A 20,854-nucleotide genomic window follows, 5' to 3' on the forward strand; every position below is an offset into this window, starting at 1 on the left:
ACCCATTAGTATATTTTTTTGTGGTCTCAACGTGCCTTGAGTAGTCAATAAAACGTCGTACTTATCTGGTATCCCTTTAGGGGAGCTTATCTTATTTAAACTTATTCAAACTTATTTTTATGCCTCTGAAAAAAATCATAGAAATATCTCACATTCTCAAGATCTGCCCAATTTACAACCTCTAATTCCCTTGAATCAAGATTATAGATTTTTGCATCTAACGTCGCCAGCATAAATGGTGAATGCGTAGAAATAATAAACTGACATCCTAAAAACCTTGACATTTCATTTATCTTCTCAGCTAGCAACGTTTGATTTGCTGGCGACAAGGATACCTCCGGTTCATCCAACAAATAAAGTGCATCAGTTTCAATATAATCATCCAACATTTGCAAAGTTGTTTCTCCATTCGAATACTTTTCCTGTGCAAATTTTAATATTTCCATTTGTTTTCGCATTTTATCGGAGTTTTTTAATGGTTCTATTTGTTCCTTATTCATCCCTCTCCTAATATGTTCATATATGTACCCATCACCTAGAATCTGTTCCTGTTGTATTTTTTTTATTTCATATAGAATATCTTCGCTTTTAATATACCTGCTTCTCTGAGGAAGTCTGCCAATCTGCCTGCCGCCTTCATCTTCACCTAAAGTATAACTGCATTCATCTACGAATTTTGTGAAATAAGGTGTAATTCCGTACTTATTGCAGGAGGCATACTCATATCCTTCAATCTGCAACTTATTTGCAATAATATTCAGCAGCGTAGATTTTCCAGATGCATTATTACCATATAAAACTGCAATTGATCTGAAGAATAATGATTTCTCTATTTTATCAACAAATACATTATATGGATAAATATTCGGATTACTTACTGTCTCCTTAGATAATGAAAAGTTGCTTAAATATATTATGGGTTACACCTTCTCCCATAAGTTTTTCGAGTGTCTCTTTCCTACTTAAAGTAAAACCACCTCCGATGGGCAATCACTTATTCGATCTGTTCACTGAATACTCGACGATCACTTCATTTTATCTGTTGACAATAAACAATTCATTTTCTTCATCATAGGTATACCCCGCCGCCAGCAGCGTCTGGCGTGAGGCCAGGTTATCCTCGTCGGGCTGGGCAATAATTCTTTGCCCATTGGGAAGGGCAAAAATGAGGGATTGAAGCAGCTTCAGGGCTTGACAGGCACAGCCTTTACGCAAAAAATCCTCTTCGCCGATTAAATAATCAATACTGTAGGTCTCTTCGACTGGAATGCTGCCCTGCCAATCCTCTCCGCTTCGCCAATAGGGGTAATACTGACAAAACCCAATGGGTGTTTCCTCGGCCAAAATGATGTAATGCCGTATCCAGCTGTATTCGCTTTCCCGCTTGCTTACTTCGTCGATCCAGGCTTCCACAGGCGCATACCAGCGCTGAATATGCTCGCTGTGAAGCCAGTTGACAAACAACGTCAGGTCACTGTCTGTAAAAGGCTTGAGTTGAATATTCATGCTCATCTCCCTGTTTTTCTTCATTTTTTGAGTATTCTCTTTAAGTAGTCGACATCTAACAAATTCACTGTCTCAAAATTTCCTTTATAAAACACACCCCAGTTATTGAAAACACAAGGCAATTCCTTTGCTTTTTGTAGCGTATCCACTTGAATTAAAGATACAGGTACGTCATTCATTTCACAATACTGTTTTATCATCTCAATGTTTTGATAGACATAGGGGCATTGCATATCATAATAAATTGTTAGCTCTTTGCTTTCAATTTCTTGGATTTTAACATTTTGTGCGAACTTTGGCGTTGTTCCGTCAAAAGAAAGTGCAAGCAATTCATATCCATTATCGGTAGTATCAACAACCTCAAAGCCGAACCTCTTCGCAAATGATTGGTCAGCAAGCCAAGATTTTTGTTTTTTTGCTCCAAGCATACAAATGCCGGATTTCCCCCTTTCTTTGGCATCAGCCAGACAATACTCCATCAGCGATTTCCCATACCCTTTTCCTTTGTGACTACCAGAAACCCATAAGCAATACAGATAATAATAGTTGTCACCAATTATGGGAACCCAAGCTGTTTCAAGATGAGCATATTCAATAAAAACCGTAGCCCTTGCATTTAACTTTCTAAAGACATGACCGTCCTTTAGCCGGTCTGAAAGCCATTGTCGCTTGGCGTCAATACCTTGATGGGGCTTTTTACTGCGGATAATGCAGCATAAATGCTCATTGACAAGGTTTTCTGTTGTTATGTTTACAAAATCAGTATTCATATGTACCCTCGCCTCAAATCTAAACTTGTAGTTCTTACTTTTTCGTCTTAATTGCCAAATGCGTACAAGTTATTAAAAACGGGTATCTCTGTGACAGTTTCATGTAACTCCACTGCATCAAACATTTGTTCGCTTCTATTTTAATTGAAATATTTACCTATGTAAAGAGTAAAACGTCCCTCGAATTCCCAAATCCAATTACGACATTCCGGATCTCTAATCTAGTCTTAAGCAGTTTTTTACGCCCTAGCCCGAGGTAGATCAAGGCATATATAACTGGCTATGACAGGAATCAGATAAATGTAATAATGACGTCTTAGGTTAGAGGTAACTTTCGCGACAGAAAGTTGAGTTATTCTTATATGCCAATTTTTATTCGGCACCTGAAACTCACTTCATTTTTGACCTGTATAAAAAACAAAGGCATCAAGATTTGATGTCCTGATGCCTTTGTTTTTTTCTGCCTGAAATTGTAATTTTGGAGGTTATATTTCTCCAAGGCTTATCCAGACGTCCCCCAACTGACAATCCGATAATACACTTTGGCCGTCAGCCCGTAGACAACAGCATAAAACAGGGCAAAAACCAGGATGGTACCCGCTGTGCACCAGGCGAACAACCCCACATTGGTGAGATTCAGTACTGCCAGCAATTTAGTAATGATGGGAAAAGCGAAGGCAATATGGATCCCGGCGGTAACCAGGGGCAGGAAAAATACGGTCAAGACCTGACTGCGGATCGAGCCTCTGACCTCTTCACGGCTCATTCCCACCTTCTGCATGATTTCAAAGCGGGCCTTATCGTCATACCCCTCGGAGACCTGCTTGTAATAGATGATCAGCACGGTGGCCATGATGAACAGCGCCCCCAGGAAAATCCCCAGGAAGAACAAGCCTCCATATATAGCGAAAAAGGATTCCTTGGCCTCCACCGGGGATTCGATCCAGCTGCTGGGATAATCGCTGCGCAAGGCAGTGCGGATGTCCTGGTAAACAGCCGAGATGTCAGCCTCGTCGGCTTCCAGATCAAAGCCCAGATAATATCGATACCCTGAGGGATCATCCCTATTTTCTTTGGCCCGGGCCTCCTCCATGGCTTTGACCACATCCATATCCTTGACCACGACATAATAGCTGCCTGAGATGGATACCCTATTCGGACTGTTTTCAAAAAACGAGTCCAGCCTTTCCTTGACTGTGAATGTCCGGTTTAATACCGTCAGGGTATCTTCTTCATACTTGCTGCCGCTGGAATATATCAGAATCTCATCATCCCCCAAGCTGGCCGTTCTCTTGGCCAGCCGGTTATAATCCTCCAGAGGAATCAGATAGAATTCCCTGACCGAAGAAGAGGCGTTGGAGATGTTGCTCATATCCGTGATCACCGTGTCCCCCTCTTGATTGCCGACTAAGGCCGCATACCTGTAGTCCAGCCTATCCTTCTCCTCCAGGCGGTGCTTCGCCAAGACCTCCTTTACCGACGTCTGCAATCCCTCCACGGATTGCTGGGCAGGCATGGGGGTGGAAATCATGATATTTTGAGGATACCGGGTGCGCAGCACGTCCTCCAGCCCAATGTACAAGGACACGGTGGTGGACACCATCACCAGCACGGCAGTGGCCATGATGCAGATATTGGCCAGCCCTACGGCGTTTTGCTTCATCCGGTACATCATCCCCGCTACTGTGGTAAAATGCCGGGTCTGATAATAATACCCCTTGTTCCTGCGCAGCAGTTTAAGCACTGCGATGCTGCCGGCGGTAAACAAACAATAGGTGCCGACCATCACCAGGAGGACGGCAAAGAAAAATTGGGTCAGGGCGTCCAGAGGAGATTGGGTGGTGAGGGAGATATAGTACCCCCCGCCCAGGCTCAAGGTTCCGATCACCACCAAAGGCCATTTTGTTTTCGGCTCCTTCTCCCCTGTCTGACCGCCCATCAGGAGTTCAACAGGCTTAGCCAGATGGATTTGGCGCAAGGTATTGAGGAGGGTCAACAGGAAAATTCCGGCGAACAGAAACAGCACGGCAGCCAGAGCGGGGCCGGACACGTCAAAGCCCAGGGGCACCTCAAAGTTGAGGATTTTCAGCAGAACCATGAAGATCAGCTTGGAGAGAAGTATCCCGCCCAGCAGGCCTACCCCCAGGCTGATCCCCGCCACATACAGGGTTTCGAAGGCTAATACTCTGGCGATATGCTTCTTCTCCATCCCCAGGATATTAAAAAGGCCAAATTCCTTTTTGCGCCGTTTGATCAGAAAGCTATGGGTATAGAAGAGAAAAATCGCCGAGAAAATAGCAATCACATAGCATCCCAGGTTAAGGATCATTTGTACTTGGGATCCGCCGGCCATTTTCCCCAAGCCCTCGTTTTCAGACAGGAAAACCATGATGTAATACATCATCACCGTACCGATGCAGGTCAGGATGTAGGGCAGATAGGTTTGGGCATTCTTTTTCAGATTGGTGGCGGCCAGCTTGGGATAAAAGAATCTACTCATGGCGCCCACCGCCTGTGGCCATGGTGGTCAGGGTATCGGAGATCTTCTGGTACATGGCTTCATCCGACATTCCGGCTTTATAAAGCTGGTGGAAGACCTCACCATCCTTAATAAACAGTACCCGTTGGGCATGGCTGGCCGCTTTCACGCTGTGGGTCACCATTAACAGAGTCTGCCCCTCCTGATTGATTTCTTTAAACAGGCGGAGCAAGCCCTCAGCGGCCTGGGAGTCCAGGGAGCCGGTGGGTTCATCCGCTAGAATCAGCTGGGGTTTGGTAATCAGGGCGCGGGCTACGGCACAGCGCTGCTTCTGCCCTCCCGACACTTCATAAGGATATTTGGCCAGGATATCACCGATGCCCAGCTTGCGGGCAATGGGCTCCAGCCGCCGGCTCATCTCCTCATAGGACTTGCCGGACAGCACCAGGGGCAGGAAAATGTTATCCTGCAAGGAGAAGGTATCCAGCAGATTAAAATCCTGAAACACAAAGCCGAGATTTTCCCGGCGGAAGGCGGAAATCTCCTTTTCCTTAATGGTGCTGAGCCCTTTCCCCTTGAGCAGCACCTCACCACTGGTGGGTTTGTCCAGGGAGGCCAGAATATTGAGCAAGGTCGTTTTCCCTGACCCCGATTCACCCATGATCGCTGCATATTCACCCTCCTCTACGGAGAAGGACACATTGGCTAAGGCCTGAACAGGGCTGCCGCCAAAGCGGGTAGTATAGACTTTTTTAAGATTATTCACCTCGAGAATAGTCATGAAAAAAGAACCTCCTTTGCTGAGTAGGTTCAGTATAGCAAAACTGGAAAATGCCCTGCCATAACTTTGGCTTACATTTTCCAGTTTAAGCTTACCCTTTTGTAAGGTAGATTATATTTCACTAAATGGCCTTTCCTGCTTCATAAGCTTTAGATAAGAGTTCTTGATTATTAGCTGCAGTGCTGGGGTCAGTGCCGCCGGTTTGTAAAATGGTATTAACTACATTCAAACCAAACATCTTAAACATAGCTTCATAGCTCTGAAAGGATGTCTGAAAAGCCTGGGCGTTGGGATTACCTTGGGAATAAACCATAATCAGGCTTTTAGCAGCATACCTGGGCTTATGGTTTTCATCGAACAAGCCGCAGAGCCTATCCCACAACAATTTCATTTGAGCTGTAATCTGCCAAAGATAGACGGGGGATCCAAAAACCACAACATCGGCATCGATAATATGTTTGAACATATTCTGAAAATCATCTTGCATGACGCAGTTTCCGGTTTTGCGACAAGCTAAACAGCCTTTGCAGGGTTTAAGATTCATATCATACAGATCAAAAATAGTTGTTTCGGCCCCAGCCTCTTGTGCTCCACGAATAACTTCTTTAACAAGGGTGACCGTGTTGCCATTTTTTCTTGGACTCCCCATAAAAGCGACCACTTTTTTCATGCTGTAATTCCCTCCGTAAACCATTATTTTAGGATTATTTTACCCACATGTGAAACTCTTAATTAGTTGACTCTCTGCTATATGCTAATTCCACTAATACCCTTCTATTTCCTGCTAATGTGAGGCCCTATTTCCGCAAAGTCCTGCAGCTCCTCTATAGTGTCTAAAATCCCAGATCTCGCCTCACGGCAAGCACCCCTGTCCTATTCTTATTCTTTTTCTTTACTCCCATGCTGCAGTATAAACATCTTATAATATAACCCTTCTTGAGCCAAAAGTTCGGCATGAGTTCCTCTCTCCACAATTTTGCCATGGTGAAGGACTAAAATCAGGTCGGCATCCTGAATGGTTGAAAGCCGGTGAGCAATAGCGATAGTTGTCCGGCCTTGGCGCATCTTTCTTAAAGCGTTTTGGATAGCTTCCTCTGTTTCCGTATCCACGTTGGCTGTTGCTTCATCTAAGACAAGTATCTTGGGATTGCCGGCCATAGTACGAGCAAAACAGATAAGTTGGCGCTGTCCGCTGGATAACGTTGTCCCCCGTTCTCCCATCGGCTCTTTAAGTCCCAGGGGCAGCCTGCCAATAAAGTCTTCGGCCTGAACAAAAGAAACAGCTTCCCGAACTTTCTTTTCTGTAATCTCAGATCTGGCCAAGGCAATATTACTGGAAATAGTACCTACGAATAAGAAGGGATCTTGGGCTACCAGCCCTACTTTTGAGCGCAGCTCCTGATGGGAGTGCCGGGAAAGGGAAACTCCATCAATAAGGATTTCTCCTTGAGTGACCGGATAGAAGCCCATGAGCAGGTTAGCAATGGTACTCTTACCGCTGCCCGTATGCCCGACTAAGGCGACAGTTTGACCCGGGTAGGCGGTGAAGCTGATTGATTTTAAGACCTTTGCCCCCTTGTCGCCATCATAAGAGAAACTGACATCGTTAAATTCAATTTTTCCCTGACTGATCCCAGGAGAATCCACAGAGCTGCCCTTGGGAGCTATGCGCCGGTCATCCAATAATTCAAAAACCCGCTCGGCAGCAACGAAAGATTGTTGGAATTGGGTCAAACGCTCCATCATCATGTTGACAGGTTCAAAGAAACGGTCCAGGTAGTTGATAAAAGCGTAAAGCACCCCTATTTCAATGGGCTCCGTCAAAGATTGGAACCCAAAGTAATTTAAAACCATGACTAAGGCCAAGGTATAGATCAGGTCAACCGCCGGCCGGACAAAAAGGCCTTCTAAACGAATATTAACCATCTCTTCCCGATAGTAATTATTGCTGATGGTCTGAAATTCCCGGCGAAAGCGCTTCTCCTGGCGCAGAGCCTGGATGATATTCATTCCCTGGACGGATTCATTCAGTTTGGCATTAAGATGACTAAGTTCCTGGCGCAACCTTCGGTAAACCTTGGTACTTACTTTGCGGTAGGAAATCATCAGGATGATAATCATCGGCAGCAAGATCAGACAAAAACAAGCTAAACGAACATCTAAATAAAACATAGCCACAAAAACACCCAGCATGAAAACCATATTCTGGACAAAGGCCGCTAAAACCCCTACAAACAGCTCTTTAATGGCTTCCGTATCATTGGTTATGCGCGAAATTAAGGCACCGGCAGGAGTATTATCGAAAACCTTAAACTCCAGGTTTTGTACATGAGAGAAAACATCAATTCGCAGCTGCCGGACGATTTTCAGGGCAATTTCGTTAAAGCTGACTAATTGATAATAGTGTAATATTGCCGACAGTATGTTCAGCCCCAGATAGCTTGAGGCGAGAATGATCAAGGCCCCCCGGTCAAAGGAGCGGGGAACTAAGTGCTGATCGAGAAAAACCTTAACCAGAACAGGACCTATAACATCGGCAAAGGTAGCCAGGATCAGAATAAACGAAGCCCAGGTCAAGGCTTTTTGATGAGGGATAAGATAGTTCAGTAAGCGTCGGATCACCATCTCAATGCTCCTCCCCCTCTGCTAGCAAGGATTCCAACTGCTGCCTTCGATAGGTGGCGGCATACCAGCCCTTAAGAGCCATCAGCTCCCTATGGGAACCTTGTTCCGTGATTTGTCCGTCTTTAAGCACAATGATTAGGTCTGCTTTTTCCACAGCGCTAAGGCGATGAGAGGATATAAAGGTGGTTTTTTGGACCCGCATTTTCCCCAGGCTCTCTAAAATCGTTTTCTCCGTTTTCGCATCAACTGCAGATAATGAGTCGTCTAAAATGAGAATTTCCGGTTCCAGCAAAAGGGCCCGGGCAATAGATATCCTCTGCTTCTGCCCTCCTGAAAGTGTGACCCCTCGGTCACCAACCAAGGTGCCATACCCCTCGGGAAAACTCAGCACATCTGCGTGGATGTCGGCTATTTCTGCTGCCTGATGAATTTCCTCTATGGAGGCCTCCGGTTTGCCTAAGGCAATATTTTCAGCAATGGTCGTGGAGAAAAGAAAACTATCTTGAGGCACATAACCTATTTTACTGCGCAAAGATTCCAGGGTTACATCGTAAATCGACGTGCTGCCTATTTGCAGATCTCCCTGGTTAAGGTCAAACTCCCGCGGAAGCTGGCGCAGAAAGGTTGTCTTCCCGCTCCCTGTTTTACCGACAATCCCCAGGGTTTGCCCCTGCTCCACCCGGACATTGATATTTTGCAAAACGGGTGTATTGCTTTCGGGATACGTAAAAGAAGCTCCTTTATAGATGACATCACCATTGTTGAAGCAGGTAAGGGCCTCCTCCTTTTCCTGGATTGTTTGCTTAATCTTCAATAACTTCTCTATTCGGTCATAGGAGGCTCTGCCCCGTTCAAGAATGTTGAACAGCCAGCCGAAAGCGAGCATGGGCCAGATAAATTGGCCTAAATAGATGGTAAACTGAGTCAGCTGCCCAAAGGTTAATTTTCCATGAATCACGTCAATTGAGCCAAAAATAAGGGCCAGAAAAAAAGAAAGCCCAATAATCAGCTGGATTGTCGGGTCAAAGAGGGCATCTACTTTGGCAACAGCCAGGTTCTTCGCCGCCACATCCTCGGATAACCCGCGAAAAGCTTCTAATTCTGCCTCTTCTTTTCCGAAGGCTTTGACAACTCTCATCCCATTAATGTTTTCCAGCACTTTATTGTTAAGATCAGAAAAGGCGGCTTGGGCATGGTGAAACCGGTTGTGCAGCATTGTCCCATAACGGCTGGTAGACCAAGCCATCAGGGGCATTGGCAAGAGGGCAATAAGGGTTAGTTTCCAACTGATAAATACAGCCATTGATAAAACCACTAACCCCCCGGTTGTTATGGAGTCCACAAAAGTCAAGACCCCCATGCCGGCAGTCATTTCAACGGCTTGGATGTCATTGGTGGCATGAGCCATTAAATCACCGGTGCGATGCTTTTGATAAAATTGCGGGGACATCAGGGTAAAGTGATCAAAAAGCTGCTTTCTAAGCAACCTGCTTAAACGGCTTGCCGCCCCAAATATCATTAACCGCCAGGAAAAGCGCAAAGCATAAACGGCCAAACCTATCCCGGCAAGGATCAGCGTCCAATAAAGCAAGGATTCCGACCTTAGGGCCCCGCGGCTGACTTCATCAACAATAACACGAACAACATAGGGAGGTAATAAATTTAGCAAGGCGACCAGGACTAAGACAATGATCCCTAAGATATAGCCCTTTTTCTCCTGCTTAAAAAACCACATAAGATCTTTAAAAAGAAGCAAATAGTCTCAGCTCCTTATTTCAATTGGTATCAGCTTCCACATCATCTTTTGGATAGGCCTATTCGACTACTCATCTTTTCAATCAAAACCGACTTATTTTTGACAAGCTACCCCAGTGCCCTTTAGATTCACTCCATCACCATATCCACCGTATCCAGGCCGATCTTCACTTTCGTGCCCTTGCCCGGCTCCGCTTCGATCACCATGGTGTGGGACAGCTGGGTCAGGATCCGCTTGCACAGATAGAGACCGATCCCTGTGGACTTTTTATCCCTTCGGCCGTTATAACCGGTAAAGCCTTTTTCAAAGACACGAGGCAGGTCTTCCCCGGCAATGCCTATCCCTGTATCGGCGATCACCAAGGTTTTGGCATCGTCCCTTTCCAGATAAATGGAGATCTTCCCCCGGTTGGTGTACTTCAAAGCATTGGACAAGATCTGCTCAATGACAAACACCAGCCATTTTTCATCCGTCAGCACGTCACAGTTCAGCTGGGAGAAATCCAGGCTGATCTTCTTACGGATAAACATCTTGGCATATTTGCGCACCGCCTGCCGGACGATATCATCCAAAGCATAGCGTTTCAGCACAAAATCGGAGGAAGGGCTCTCCAGCCGCAGGTATTGGAGCACCATTTCCACATACTGTTCAATTTTAAACAGCTCCATGGCCAGCTCCCTGTTCTGCTCCATACTCTGAGCAGTACTCCCATCGTCCTCCGCCGAGGGGAGGGACTGGAGGAGGAGGCCCATGGCGGCGATAGGGGTTTTGATCTGATGGGCCCATAGGGTATAATAATCCACCAAATCCCTCCGCTCATTATCCGCCCGGGAAACCAGCCTGATCTTATCTCGGTAGAGGGCGGTGATCAGTTCCTGATACTCCTTTTCCAATAATCCCTTAGCCTCAGGGAGCCCTTCCAGGCTGAACATAATCTGTTTCTGCAAATCCCGGAGCACTCTGCAGCGTTGATAATAGCCATGGAAATCCGCCGTCAGGACCAGGAGAGCCAGGACGGCACAGAGCAAAGCGGCATAAAGCACCGCTTCCGCCGGCAGTTGATACAGATAAAACACCAAGGCAAAGATACCGGCAAAGATGCAGTACAAAAGAATTCCCCGGCTCTGCCCTCGGAGGTACTGCTTCCCCGCTGCCCCAAGGCTGATCTCTTTCATATCACATCACCATATACCCTATCCCTTTTTTGGTCACAATAAATCCGGCCAGCCCTGCCGCCTCTAATTTTTTGCGCAGCCGGGTCATGTTGACCGTCAGAGTGTTTTCGTCGATATAACTGTCCGTTTCCCACAGGCGGGCCATGATTGCTTCACGGCCCACGACCTTCCCTTTATTCTCCAGCAGCATTTTCAGGATCTTATAATCGTTCTTACTCAACTCGACCTTGCTGTCATTATAGGTTAAGGAAGCATCGCTGGTATTAAGGATGGCTCCCCGGTGCTCCAACAAATCCGTCTGTCCGGCAAAATCATAGGTCCGGCGCAGCATGGCCTGCACCTTGGCCGTTAAGACACTCAGGTCAAAAGGCTTGGCAATAAAATCATCACCGCCCATATTGATGGCCATGACGATATTCATATTATCGGCAGCGGAGGAAATAAAGATGATCGGTACCTTGGACACCTTGCGGATCTCGCTGCACCAGTGGTAGCCATTGTAAAAAGGCAGTGAAATATCCAGGAGCACAAGCTGGGGATTGAAAGAGATAAACAGAGACATCACCTGCTCGAAGTCGGTCACACATTCCCCTTCCCACCCCCAGGTCCCGATATGGTTTTTAATCGCTTTGGCAATGACGGCATCGTCTTCAACAATCAGGATCTTATGCATGAAGCAGACCCTCCCTTTTCATGCTACTATTCTATCACAATCCCTCAGTCCCGATAAGGAACATGCCGAGGATTACAAGAAGACCGCCCAACCACTGCTGGTAACCGGCGCTTTCGCCCAACACTGCAGTCGCCAGCAGCAGGGAAGTAAGCGGCATCATGCCTGAAAAAGCCGCAGCTGTGAACGCGCCGCAGCGCTTTATGCCAGAGTACCAGCAGATAAATGCCAGAGCTGTTACAAATACGCCATACCAAAGAAGAGCCGTCCATTCCATAATGCCGATTCCGGCAAGTTCCTTCAGGGGATGCTCAAAGGAGGCCGGGATCAGGCAGAGAATCAGAGCAATTGCCGATACAATGGCGGTCTGAGCAAGAGGACTTGCTGGTTCTTTCAAGTCCGCCGCCGCCTTGACAGCGGAAATACGTGACAGCGTATTGAAGGCCGACTCACAAGCCGCCGCACAAAGTATGAGCAGATTCCCGCCGATATGTTCTAAAGATAAACCCTTTCCCGGCGTTAATACTCCTTGAATGATCAGAATACCTCCCACAGTACAGAGTATTCCGGCAAGTTTTCTGCCGCTGACCGGCTCCCTTAATACAATCATAGCCAGCAGCGCTGTTATGGCCGGCGTCGCGCCGGTGAGTATGCCCGCTTCTCCGGAGCCGGTATAATGAAGACCCCATAGTAAAAACATACGGAACAGAAAAATACCGCATAAGGCCTGAAGTGACAAAAAGAGAAAATTGCGCAAGGACATTAATCGAAGATACCGGACAAGTTGTTTTCTGCATAATGGAAGCAAAAACACGAGGGCAAAAAACAGACTTACTGCCGTGATTGTAAATGTGCCCAGCTTTCCCGTAACGAACCTGGCCGATATGACGCTGGTTCCTGCCAGGGAAAAAGCGCAAATCAAATATAATTTCCCGCTCAAACCATCCATTCTAACATCTCTCCAAAAATGCATTACATTCTTTTAACCTGATGGTATAATTCTACCCAGATCACTGGTTCTGTTAAAGAGCCAGTATAGAGCAGATTTTACGGAGCCAGTTGGAGGCATTATGTTAGGAATTGAATTGAACCGGAACCATGAATTGCAGTTATGGCGTCAAATTTACCAGCACTTAAAGGAACTGATGCTATCCGGGCAGCTGAAAGCGGGAGAAGCTCTGCCCTCCACACGGGAATTAGCGAAGGAGCTGAAGGTTTCCCGCAATACAGTTTGCGAGGCTTATGACTTGCTGATTGCCGAAGGCTTTATCATCAGCCGTCAGGGAGCCTCCACACGGGTTTCGGAGGGTTTATGCCTTGAACCGGTTAAACCGGCATCCTCTCCTAAGCTAAAAAGCAAGGCAGTCCGGTCAATTTCCGTAAGTTTTCGGACGGGCAGACCCGACTTAAGACAATTTCCCCGGTTTCTTTGGCAGCAGTTGCTGCATAAGGCCTCCGAAGAACTGCCCCTTGAGGATTTTGGTTATACCGGACCCCAGGGATTGCCTGTCCTTCGAGAGGAAATTACGGCTTGGTTGTTCAGAAGTCGAGGGCTTAAGGTTTCATCGGAGGATATCTTTATTACCGCCGGCGCAACCCAGGGACTGCATCTTATTGCGGATATTCTCTGTGGAGAGGGCCAAAAAATATTGATGGAGGACCCCTGTCATCTCGGAATGCTTGGCACGTTCCTAAACAAGGGCTGCTCCATTATTCCAATCCCCGTTGACGCCGAGGGAATGCAACCTGATTACCTGTCAAAATGCGGAAGCACAGGCCCAATCTATGTTACGCCATCTCATCAGTTTCCCTTGGGCGGAATTCTTCCCGCCTCACGCCGTGCCGCGCTGATTCGCTTTGCCAGAGAAAAGGATCTTTATATCATCGAAGACGATTATGACAGCGAATTCCGCTATAGCGGCGAGCCCATTGCTCCCCTTTACACTTTGGACCCGCAACGTGTGATTTATGTCGGCACCTTCAGTAAAGCAGTTTTTCCGGCACTGAGAATAGGTTATGTAATTTTGCCTTATCAGCTTCAAGAGCGCTGGCGAAATCTGCGTACTCATACGGATGTACAAAATCCACCCTTAGAGCAGGCTGCTCTGGCAGAATTTTTAAGAACACGCAAGCTTGACAGGCATGTCCAAAAGATGCGTAAAATTTATGGCCGGCGCCGGCAAGTGTTGTTGGATTCGCTGGCAGAAGCTTTTGGCAGCGAGTGGATTGCTTATGGAGATTCCGCCGGGCTGCATGTTGCTATAGATTTTCCAGGAAGGCGATTTGACGAGGGGTTTAAAAGCAGCTGTCTAAAAAACGGAATATATATTACTCCTGTAGAAAGCCACTGCCTTGAAAAAGGCAGGCATCAAAGCAAGCTGCTTATGGGCTATGGACATCTGGAACCTGATGTAATCAGAAACGGTGTTGGCCTATTGTCTGATATTATGAAGAAATTAACTATCTGAGTTGATACCGGGCTGGCATTTATATTATAAAAAGTCAACAGACCGCTGCACAATGCTGTTGCAAACGATGATTGCAGAAAAAATTAACCTTACTTTTTTTCCGTTAACTTCTTCTGATAGGCTTTCCAACCTGGACACCATCGAGTATGCCAGCGCCATAGTTTTGCTAAAATTGAACTTGGCTTCTGTTCTGCTTTAATACGCATCTTGCAATTTTCGCAGTTCGAACTCATTTTTTGCCCCTCCTCTAATACACATCTTGCCTTAAAAGAAATTTACATTCTCTCAACTTTCTGAAAATAATAAACCGGCTTTCTCAAAGAACTTCTCTGTCATTATACATGATAAGAAAAGGCTTAACGTGAACAAGTTCGTGAAATTGAGAAGAAAGTACTTAATTATATTAAGGAGCATTTGATTTAGATTAACGAGGAACTTTAATCTTCTAGAGTTTCAAATGAATTAGCACAAATAAAGTAGATTAAGTTCGTCTTTAACATATGTAAATAAATCATAGCACTAGGCGTCCATTATGTAGATGCTCGGTGCTATTTGTTTTTCGAAATCATGTTCTCTCTAGGAACAGTAATTCAGTGTCATCGTGTTTACCAACATTTGTTAAGGGTTAAACTCACGTTACACGTTATTAGATACTTTTGTTGACCGTCCTAAGTTCAAATATATAGACGAAAAGGATATCAGGGGTGTTACTGACATAAAGATGTGGAATTTTGCCTAGCCTCACAATAAGAAGCCTAGGAAGTTCAACACATCCTTATTGACCGAGTGGGAGAAAAACTTCGGCTTAACTACTGGCCGCAAAACACGATATTGCAAAAAACCCCGGCACAATTCACGATTGCCGGGGTTTTTTTTGCGTTAATTCACAGCAACAACAGGTCGGGCCTCAATATACCCTCTATACCCCATCGGGGCAAGTTGAAATCTCGGTGCTGCTTCAGGTGCCCAGTTAAATCCGTAAATTTTAGGGTCAAATTTTTCAATGTGCTGCCAAATTTCGCCGATTTCCTCCATAAAGTCATCATCGTTATAAGGTTCTCCCTGAAATATCATCATCTGGCATGGCGGCAGCTCAATCAGATCATATCCATCCGGAACATCATTGTTGTAGGCAGGGGGCACCTCCACGCCCTGTACATATTGGGAAGTACCATCTTTTATCAGGTTTTCCGGCAGCCACATTCCAATGGGTTCATAAATTGCTTCTTTAACACTTGAAAGCATTGACCACACATCACAGCCGACTTCCTCGCAATAGCCAAAATAATCCGTTGCTTTGAGTCCCCGCTTTAGAAGTACCTTTCTGGCAGGACGTTCAATAATTTGCACAAATACGGTTTTGGTTGCTTTTTTCTCACTCATAGTTATTCCTCCTTTATGCAATGCTCGGAAGGTATCGAAAACTTTTTCAGGCATAAAAAGTTGAATGGGCGGAGTGTTTTGACTATATCTTTTAGGGGGTAAGCCAAACTCTTTGGCAAAAGCACGGGTAAAGCCTTCGTGAGAGTCAAAAACATAATCCAAGGCAACATCGATTACTTTTCGTTCCTCATCACGAAGAACCAGGGCTGCTCTGGTTAGTCTTAATGCACGAATATAGTCAAAGGGGGTTCTCCCAGTTATCTCTTTAAAAATTCTCGCTGAGTGCCAGGGAGAATAACCGGCAGCATTGGAGAGTTGCTTAAGGGTAATCTCTTCAGATATATGGTCCTCAATATAATCCTGCATTCTTTGCACTGCCCTTATTGCTTCAACCTGATTCATTTTCTCACCTCCCGAAATATAGCATAAATCAAAAGGAGAAGTAATTCTTGACCTGGATTGCTGGCAAAAACAATCTCTTTAGCTTTTTTGAACATCTCCGCAACGAGTTTCAGAGAACTTCTGGACCCGACGCGGAACAACAATAAATGACAACTCCAAAGTTGTTCCGCCGAATATTTTTATTTAGTTTTTCAATGTCCAGTGTGCTCATAATCTGTAAGTACATCTTTTCAACACTCGATGATAGACGGGCATATCTTCAGCAACCTCAGACACTGCCTCGAGTTTTCCTTCACGAATCATTTCTTCGATACGAAATGCGACCCAGGAATCACTAATTCCAAGTTGATATTTACCAAGCACCCGCCCAATAACCTTTACCTCCTGAAATTCCTCACCTTCTGCTGCGATTTCACGAAGGATAAAGTCATCATAGAGGGTTTCCGGTGCACTGATCAATTGTCCATTCAGCGTGGCCCGCAAAGGTGCGTTCTCCTTTTGCAGCTTTTGCCAATGAGATGCAAAGCTTTGTTCAAATACCGGCAACACAGGTTTTTGCAAGGCAAGATACCGATGCCATTCTTCGGGAGCAACTTCACCCCAGCCGCTTTTCTGCACGATATTTCCCTTTTCGTCAGCTTCCCATTCCGGGAGCTTGACAATAGCAATCTGTTTGCTAGGCACTTTCCACTGATTCAACTGCTCCATGAACCAATAGAGTCCACACATTTCATCAGGCTGATTGCTGTACCAGATTCGAAGGGATTCTCCCATTGCTGCCTGTTCCTGAACCCTTTTCAGATCTTCTTTTGCCCTTTTAAATACTTCCTGAGCCGCCTGACGGCCCACGTCATTGGGAAAAACGCTGTATAAGTGTTCCAAAGTCTGCTTCCGCTTGATACCGGGCTGATTCTCGGAAATATCTCCGACGCTCATCATCAAGTTGAAGCCATAGATGTCTGCTGTATTTCCACCTAAGGGGACAGCGCTCTCCCATGCTAAGCGTGCCTTTTCCTCTGCTTCTCGTCGGGCAGCTTCAACTTCCTCTTTGGTTGGCTTACTTCCATCCGCATGACTAATACCAACGCCAATACACCCACCTTGATATTTCCCCTTGCCATAGTGCTGTGCTACTTTAAAACTTCCACAAGCACTGTCGCTGAATACTATTTCAATCATATTATCCGCCTCTCAAATCCATAGTTGCTTATATCGGATTATCCTTGAATAAATTCTTGCTAACTTCGCATTTTTAGCCGAATATGGATAATAGGAACCAGGCAATTTATACTGAGTGCCCTACGCTTAATGAGAATGATGTCTAGCTAATATATTTATAATGAATATCCTATAACCATAGTTACAAAGAAACTAAAAATAATCCAGAAACTGATCGGAAAAGATTTGGCTAAATGCCCTAACTGCGGATCAGAAAAACCGAAACAATTTATGAGTCTAGGCAAATCTCCCCGTGCTACTATCCAAACCTTCATGCGTTTAAAAAAATGCCCCGTTATGGGGAGGGGGAAACTATACTCATTTTTGGTAAATGTAACGCTGCTCTGATACATTTTGCTACTTGTTTTTCATTAAGTCATCTAAATTAGACGGAAGATGAGATATTCAATCCCCATAATGAGGAGCACCAATCACCGCGATTTCGCGCTATTTTAATTATCCAAAGTTAGGTGCGAGTAGTCCTCAATATATCTGATGTAAAGTTACTCAAGCGCTGCTACAGCTTGAGTTTTTTTGTAGCTAACTTCGGATAATTGGCTATGAATAACTAGAATTTGCCTTGCGACGCTATATCAAAAAATTGTTCACTATATACCTGTTACTCCCCACTCAAATTTTTACCCGTAATTAAGTTAAACAACTCTTCTGACTTTTCTTTGCTTAATTGAACATACTTAGTTTCGCTGTCTATAACAAGTTCTATTTTATCTTTATTAGGACTTATCCATAATCCATAAACTGCTCCACTTGTTTTACTGTTAGTGTCCTCAAAATGAAATTTGTATTCAGGAGGATGTGCCATACTTACTGCCGCGTTTTCCCACTTGATACTATTAAGAATGTCCTTCGCATTTTGAACTTCCTTGCTATCCTTGATTTCATTATACAGTTCATATTTGTCTGTTCCATTATCTTGTTTTTCAACTACTATTTTATTCCCTTCAATTTTAAGGCTATTTGAACATCCTGCTATTAGTAGAGGAACTAAAAATATTACCATGAAGACAATAAATATTTTTTTGACTTTCAAACTTATCCCCCCAGTAATAAATATCACTCTCAGTATATATAGACGAAATCATTAATTATTTTATGACGGAATATGCAAGCCCTGTAGTAACACATTTTCCTACGAATGCGTCACGGTTTAAGAAAAATGTGAAGTAACTTTAAAGTATTGTATAAGAAGTTAGAACATCTGATAATCTTTAGTCCGTATAACTATCGAATTTTTCTACTATATTATCTTTCATATATAATCTAAAGTAGTTGGTTGCAATAAGGAATTGTCCAACAACATAATGGTAGACGTCATATCCGTCCTCATTTTTCATATACATCTTTTTACTTCCTAAAAGATCAAACATTTGTTCTTTAGTCATTCCTTTAATTTTATACTTGCTGTGAAGATCAGATATAGAATCTTCTCTTATATATGCATAAGTATTCCATTTTTCTGTCGTAAATTTTTTAGCCCATTGATCACTTAAGAAGCCTGTTAAAAGCGATATAGAACACAGCAATGCTAAAACAACAAAGAGGTTTGTTGATAATTTTAAAATAGATATTCTTTTCAACAAAGTTTTTCTTAAGAAAATCCATAGAAGTATTGACAGAATTAATGATATGCCTATTCCGAAAAGCAAGAGTATCTTATCAAAATCAAAATGTTCTAAGGAAAGAAGTGCGCCTATTCTATTTGCATGACCAAACAGAATCCAAAATGAAATATAGGTAAAAAATATTACTATTATTACTCCTAAAAAAAAGTTCAGTATGTTGATTGTATTTACTTTATTACTTTCATCAATCATAATTTCCTCCAAATGCGTGGCTAATAAACAATTTTTCTATATGACCAATTCGTAATATAGAAAACCCAGATTGAGTAGATCCAATAACCAATTATTAATCGTTACATATAAAAATGTGCATTAAAAAGATCCTTGATAGGAGGAGAATTAAGACCTACATATCGATACTTTCCGGGATATTCAATGGAAACTATTTGAAGATCTAAAGGCACAAAAACTTCCCGCATTAAATTGAATTTTGCCAGAGCTGGTACTAGGGGCCAAGTTCGCTTATTGCGGCGGCTGGTATAACGTCTTGAGAGAGCCCAGACCGGAAACGGCGACCTCCCATTGACCGTCACTCGTTTGAAGCCATTTGGCAATCTTACGCGCCGGATGGTCCTCCGGCAGGTCTTTCCGCATGACTGCATAGTAATTGATGGCAAGGGGATACTCCTTTGCCAAAATCGTTTCCGCCGTCGGAGCGACTCCGTTAAAGGCGAGGGTTTTGATACTCATTTTGCCGATCACACTCTGGGTAATCTGTATGTAGTAGTAAAGGGTATAGCCCAACGTATATGCGTTTTCTTCGCCGTCATGCGCGAAATGCCGGTATTCCTCCACCATTTGCAGCATCCCGTTCATGTCCCGCTCCATATAGTTCTCCTCGACGGCAGGGTTTATCTTTTTGTCCCCTAGCACCAAATTCTCCAACTGAGCCTGGGAACCGGAATCAGCGTTGCGGCAAATCGGTACGATACGCCCGTCTTTACCTCCCAGCTTGGACCAGTCGGCAATAGACATATCGGCATAGATTTTCTGCACCTGAGAGGCATCAATATTGCTTACGGGATTGTCCGCATGTGTGATAAACACAAGGGCTTCAGCGCCGACAGGGATATATTCAAGCTCCGTTCCGGCCTTTTCCGCAACCTCCGCGACCTCTTTTGATGGATCCGGGACAAGGATTAAATCAACGTCTCCCGCGATGAGCAGCTCATATGACTTCATGGTTTTGGAGGCCTTTTCCGGAAGGCCCGGCCACCTGTCTTCCATGTTGTCAGAGGTATGAAACATCCTTTTGTAGATTCTCTGTACGAGGGGCAGCGTGGAAGTCGAGCCGTCGATGCGCGGATAATTTGCCGCTGTGATGCCGATGGCGGCGGCCTCCTCCGATGGGGTCAGAGTGATTGCTTTTGGAGCCGCGCTTGGCGCTGCCGGTATCTGAGACTGTGCCGATTCTCCCAAATTCCCGGTTTCCGAACAGCCCTGTGTCAAAAAGAGGAGTATCATTACAAGCATTAAGCATATTATAACTTTCAATACCCCAAGAATTTTTTGCTTGGTTATCATCTTCTTTCCCCCTTGGTCAGTGCTCTTTCTCTAATAGATGCATCATAATCCTGTTGACTATATTCTAGGTGAGCTTGTGTTTTAGGCGATTGTCGAGGCTGAACTGTCGATTGTGACAGATGCTGCGGCTGCATTCGGAGGCAAAGTTAATAAAATAAACTATAGCCGCCGCAAGTAAGCTCATGATTGCAATAAAGCTATATATGGGTTGTTAACCTCCAATATATGTGTCATAGCTTATTTCCACATTTTCCCTCAATATCCTCCCCTCGTAATTAAAAAAATCTCGCCAACACTCTGTCGTTCTTTTGCCCCATGATAAGGAAAGCCCTTCTCCCCATCCATCACGAACTCCGTTTAAAAATCCGGCGGTTTTTTGGGGGCAAAAAAACGAAAATGGACGAAAAACCCCCCGGTAATATAAGGACACAAAAAAAAACAGTACGGGCAGGGA

Annotated in this window: 18 protein-coding genes and 1 pseudogene; 2 read left to right on the forward strand and 17 right to left on the reverse strand. The window is 44.7% G+C overall.

What is annotated here, in order from left to right; translation table 11 throughout:
• Nucleotides 1-101 precede the first annotated feature (101 nt).
• The 11 genes from M8E35_RS23795 to M8E35_RS23845 form a co-directional block, all read right to left on the reverse strand.
• Nucleotides 102-917, reverse strand: a complete 816-nt coding sequence (locus M8E35_RS23795; protein WP_309446503.1) for an AAA family ATPase — start codon at nucleotides 915-917, stop codon at nucleotides 102-104.
• Between the two features lie 118 nt (nucleotides 918-1,035).
• Complete coding sequence (locus M8E35_RS23800; protein WP_252473343.1) at nucleotides 1,036-1,530, reverse strand: GNAT family N-acetyltransferase; 495 nt, start codon at nucleotides 1,528-1,530, stop codon at nucleotides 1,036-1,038.
• Complete coding sequence (locus tag M8E35_RS23805; protein ID WP_252473345.1) at nucleotides 1,527-2,276, reverse strand: GNAT family N-acetyltransferase; 750 nt, start codon at nucleotides 2,274-2,276, stop codon at nucleotides 1,527-1,529. The genes M8E35_RS23800 and M8E35_RS23805 overlap by 4 nt, the downstream gene beginning before the upstream one ends.
• A gap of 502 nt (nucleotides 2,277-2,778) precedes the next feature.
• The gene (locus M8E35_RS23810; protein WP_252473347.1) at nucleotides 2,779-4,776 is read right to left on the reverse strand and encodes an ABC transporter permease; all 1,998 of its coding nucleotides are present in this window, start codon (nucleotides 4,774-4,776) and stop codon (nucleotides 2,779-2,781) included.
• On the reverse strand, nucleotides 4,769-5,536 hold the full coding sequence (locus M8E35_RS23815) for an ABC transporter ATP-binding protein (RefSeq protein WP_252473349.1): 768 nt from the start codon (nucleotides 5,534-5,536) through the stop codon (nucleotides 4,769-4,771). The genes M8E35_RS23810 and M8E35_RS23815 overlap by 8 nt, the downstream gene beginning before the upstream one ends.
• A gap of 121 nt (nucleotides 5,537-5,657) precedes the next feature.
• On the reverse strand, nucleotides 5,658-6,206 hold the full coding sequence (locus M8E35_RS23820; RefSeq protein WP_252473351.1) for a flavodoxin family protein: 549 nt from the start codon (nucleotides 6,204-6,206) through the stop codon (nucleotides 5,658-5,660).
• A 209-nt stretch (nucleotides 6,207-6,415) separates the two neighbouring features.
• On the reverse strand, nucleotides 6,416-8,161 hold the full coding sequence (locus tag M8E35_RS23825) for an ABC transporter ATP-binding protein (RefSeq protein WP_252473353.1): 1,746 nt from the start codon (nucleotides 8,159-8,161) through the stop codon (nucleotides 6,416-6,418).
• Between the two features lies 1 nt (nucleotide 8,162).
• Complete coding sequence (locus tag M8E35_RS23830) at nucleotides 8,163-9,917, reverse strand: ABC transporter transmembrane domain-containing protein (protein ID WP_252473355.1); 1,755 nt, start codon at nucleotides 9,915-9,917, stop codon at nucleotides 8,163-8,165.
• 128 nt (nucleotides 9,918-10,045) lie between these two features.
• Nucleotides 10,046-11,092 (reverse strand): sensor histidine kinase, encoded by a 1,047-nt coding sequence (locus M8E35_RS23835; protein WP_252473357.1) that lies wholly within the window; start codon nucleotides 11,090-11,092, stop codon nucleotides 10,046-10,048.
• A gap of 1 nt (nucleotide 11,093) precedes the next feature.
• Nucleotides 11,094-11,765 carry a response regulator transcription factor gene (locus M8E35_RS23840; RefSeq protein WP_252473359.1) on the reverse strand — a complete coding sequence of 224 codons (672 nt, stop codon included), beginning with the start codon at nucleotides 11,763-11,765 and terminating at the stop codon, nucleotides 11,094-11,096.
• Between the two features lie 34 nt (nucleotides 11,766-11,799).
• Entirely contained in the window at nucleotides 11,800-12,711 is a 912-nt protein-coding gene (locus tag M8E35_RS23845) for a DMT family transporter (protein WP_252473361.1), read from the reverse strand.
• A 121-nt stretch (nucleotides 12,712-12,832) separates the two neighbouring features.
• Here M8E35_RS23845 and pdxR point away from each other — a divergent pair, with 121 nt between their 5' ends.
• Nucleotides 12,833-14,230, forward strand: coding sequence for a MocR-like pyridoxine biosynthesis transcription factor PdxR (pdxR, locus tag M8E35_RS23850; RefSeq protein WP_252473363.1), 1,398 nt, complete (start codon nucleotides 12,833-12,835; stop codon nucleotides 14,228-14,230).
• Nucleotides 14,231-14,319: 89 nt separating this feature from the next.
• On the opposite strand, the gene M8E35_RS23855 is transcribed toward pdxR, so the two are convergent.
• The 3 genes from M8E35_RS23855 to M8E35_RS23865 all read right to left on the reverse strand — a co-directional run bounded on the left by M8E35_RS23855 (nucleotide 14,320) and on the right by M8E35_RS23865 (nucleotide 17,194).
• Nucleotides 14,320-14,463 carry a hypothetical protein gene (locus M8E35_RS23855; protein ID WP_229246968.1) on the reverse strand — a complete coding sequence of 48 codons (144 nt, stop codon included), beginning with the start codon at nucleotides 14,461-14,463 and terminating at the stop codon, nucleotides 14,320-14,322.
• A gap of 646 nt (nucleotides 14,464-15,109) precedes the next feature.
• Nucleotides 15,110-16,015: a helix-turn-helix domain-containing protein gene (locus M8E35_RS23860; protein WP_252473365.1), complete on the reverse strand. Its 906-nt coding sequence runs from the start codon at nucleotides 16,013-16,015 to the stop codon at nucleotides 15,110-15,112.
• Between the two features lie 207 nt (nucleotides 16,016-16,222).
• A complete protein-coding gene (locus M8E35_RS23865; protein WP_252473367.1) occupies nucleotides 16,223-17,194 on the reverse strand; it encodes a DUF3658 domain-containing protein in 972 nt (323 codons plus the stop codon).
• Nucleotides 17,195-17,386: 192 nt separating this feature from the next.
• Here M8E35_RS23865 and M8E35_RS27210 point away from each other — a divergent pair.
• Nucleotides 17,387-17,503 (forward strand): annotated as a pseudogene (locus M8E35_RS27210) (FmdB family zinc ribbon protein); the annotation flags it as partial.
• 349 nt (nucleotides 17,504-17,852) lie between these two features.
• Here the strand turns inward: M8E35_RS27210 and M8E35_RS23870 are convergent.
• The 3 genes from M8E35_RS23870 to M8E35_RS23880 all read right to left on the reverse strand — a co-directional run bounded on the left by M8E35_RS23870 (nucleotide 17,853) and on the right by M8E35_RS23880 (nucleotide 20,400).
• Nucleotides 17,853-18,284 carry a YhfM domain-containing protein gene (locus tag M8E35_RS23870; protein ID WP_252473369.1) on the reverse strand — a complete coding sequence of 144 codons (432 nt, stop codon included), beginning with the start codon at nucleotides 18,282-18,284 and terminating at the stop codon, nucleotides 17,853-17,855.
• A gap of 178 nt (nucleotides 18,285-18,462) precedes the next feature.
• Entirely contained in the window at nucleotides 18,463-19,068 is a 606-nt protein-coding gene (locus M8E35_RS23875; protein WP_252473371.1) for a hypothetical protein, read from the reverse strand.
• 270 nt (nucleotides 19,069-19,338) lie between these two features.
• Nucleotides 19,339-20,400: a PstS family phosphate ABC transporter substrate-binding protein gene (locus tag M8E35_RS23880; protein ID WP_252473373.1), complete on the reverse strand. Its 1,062-nt coding sequence runs from the start codon at nucleotides 20,398-20,400 to the stop codon at nucleotides 19,339-19,341.
• Between the last annotated feature and the right edge of the window lie 454 nt (nucleotides 20,401-20,854).

The organism is Desulfosporosinus nitroreducens, from assembly GCF_023897015.1.
GTDB classification, from domain to species: domain Bacteria; phylum Bacillota; class Desulfitobacteriia; order Desulfitobacteriales; family Desulfitobacteriaceae; genus Desulfosporosinus; species Desulfosporosinus nitroreducens.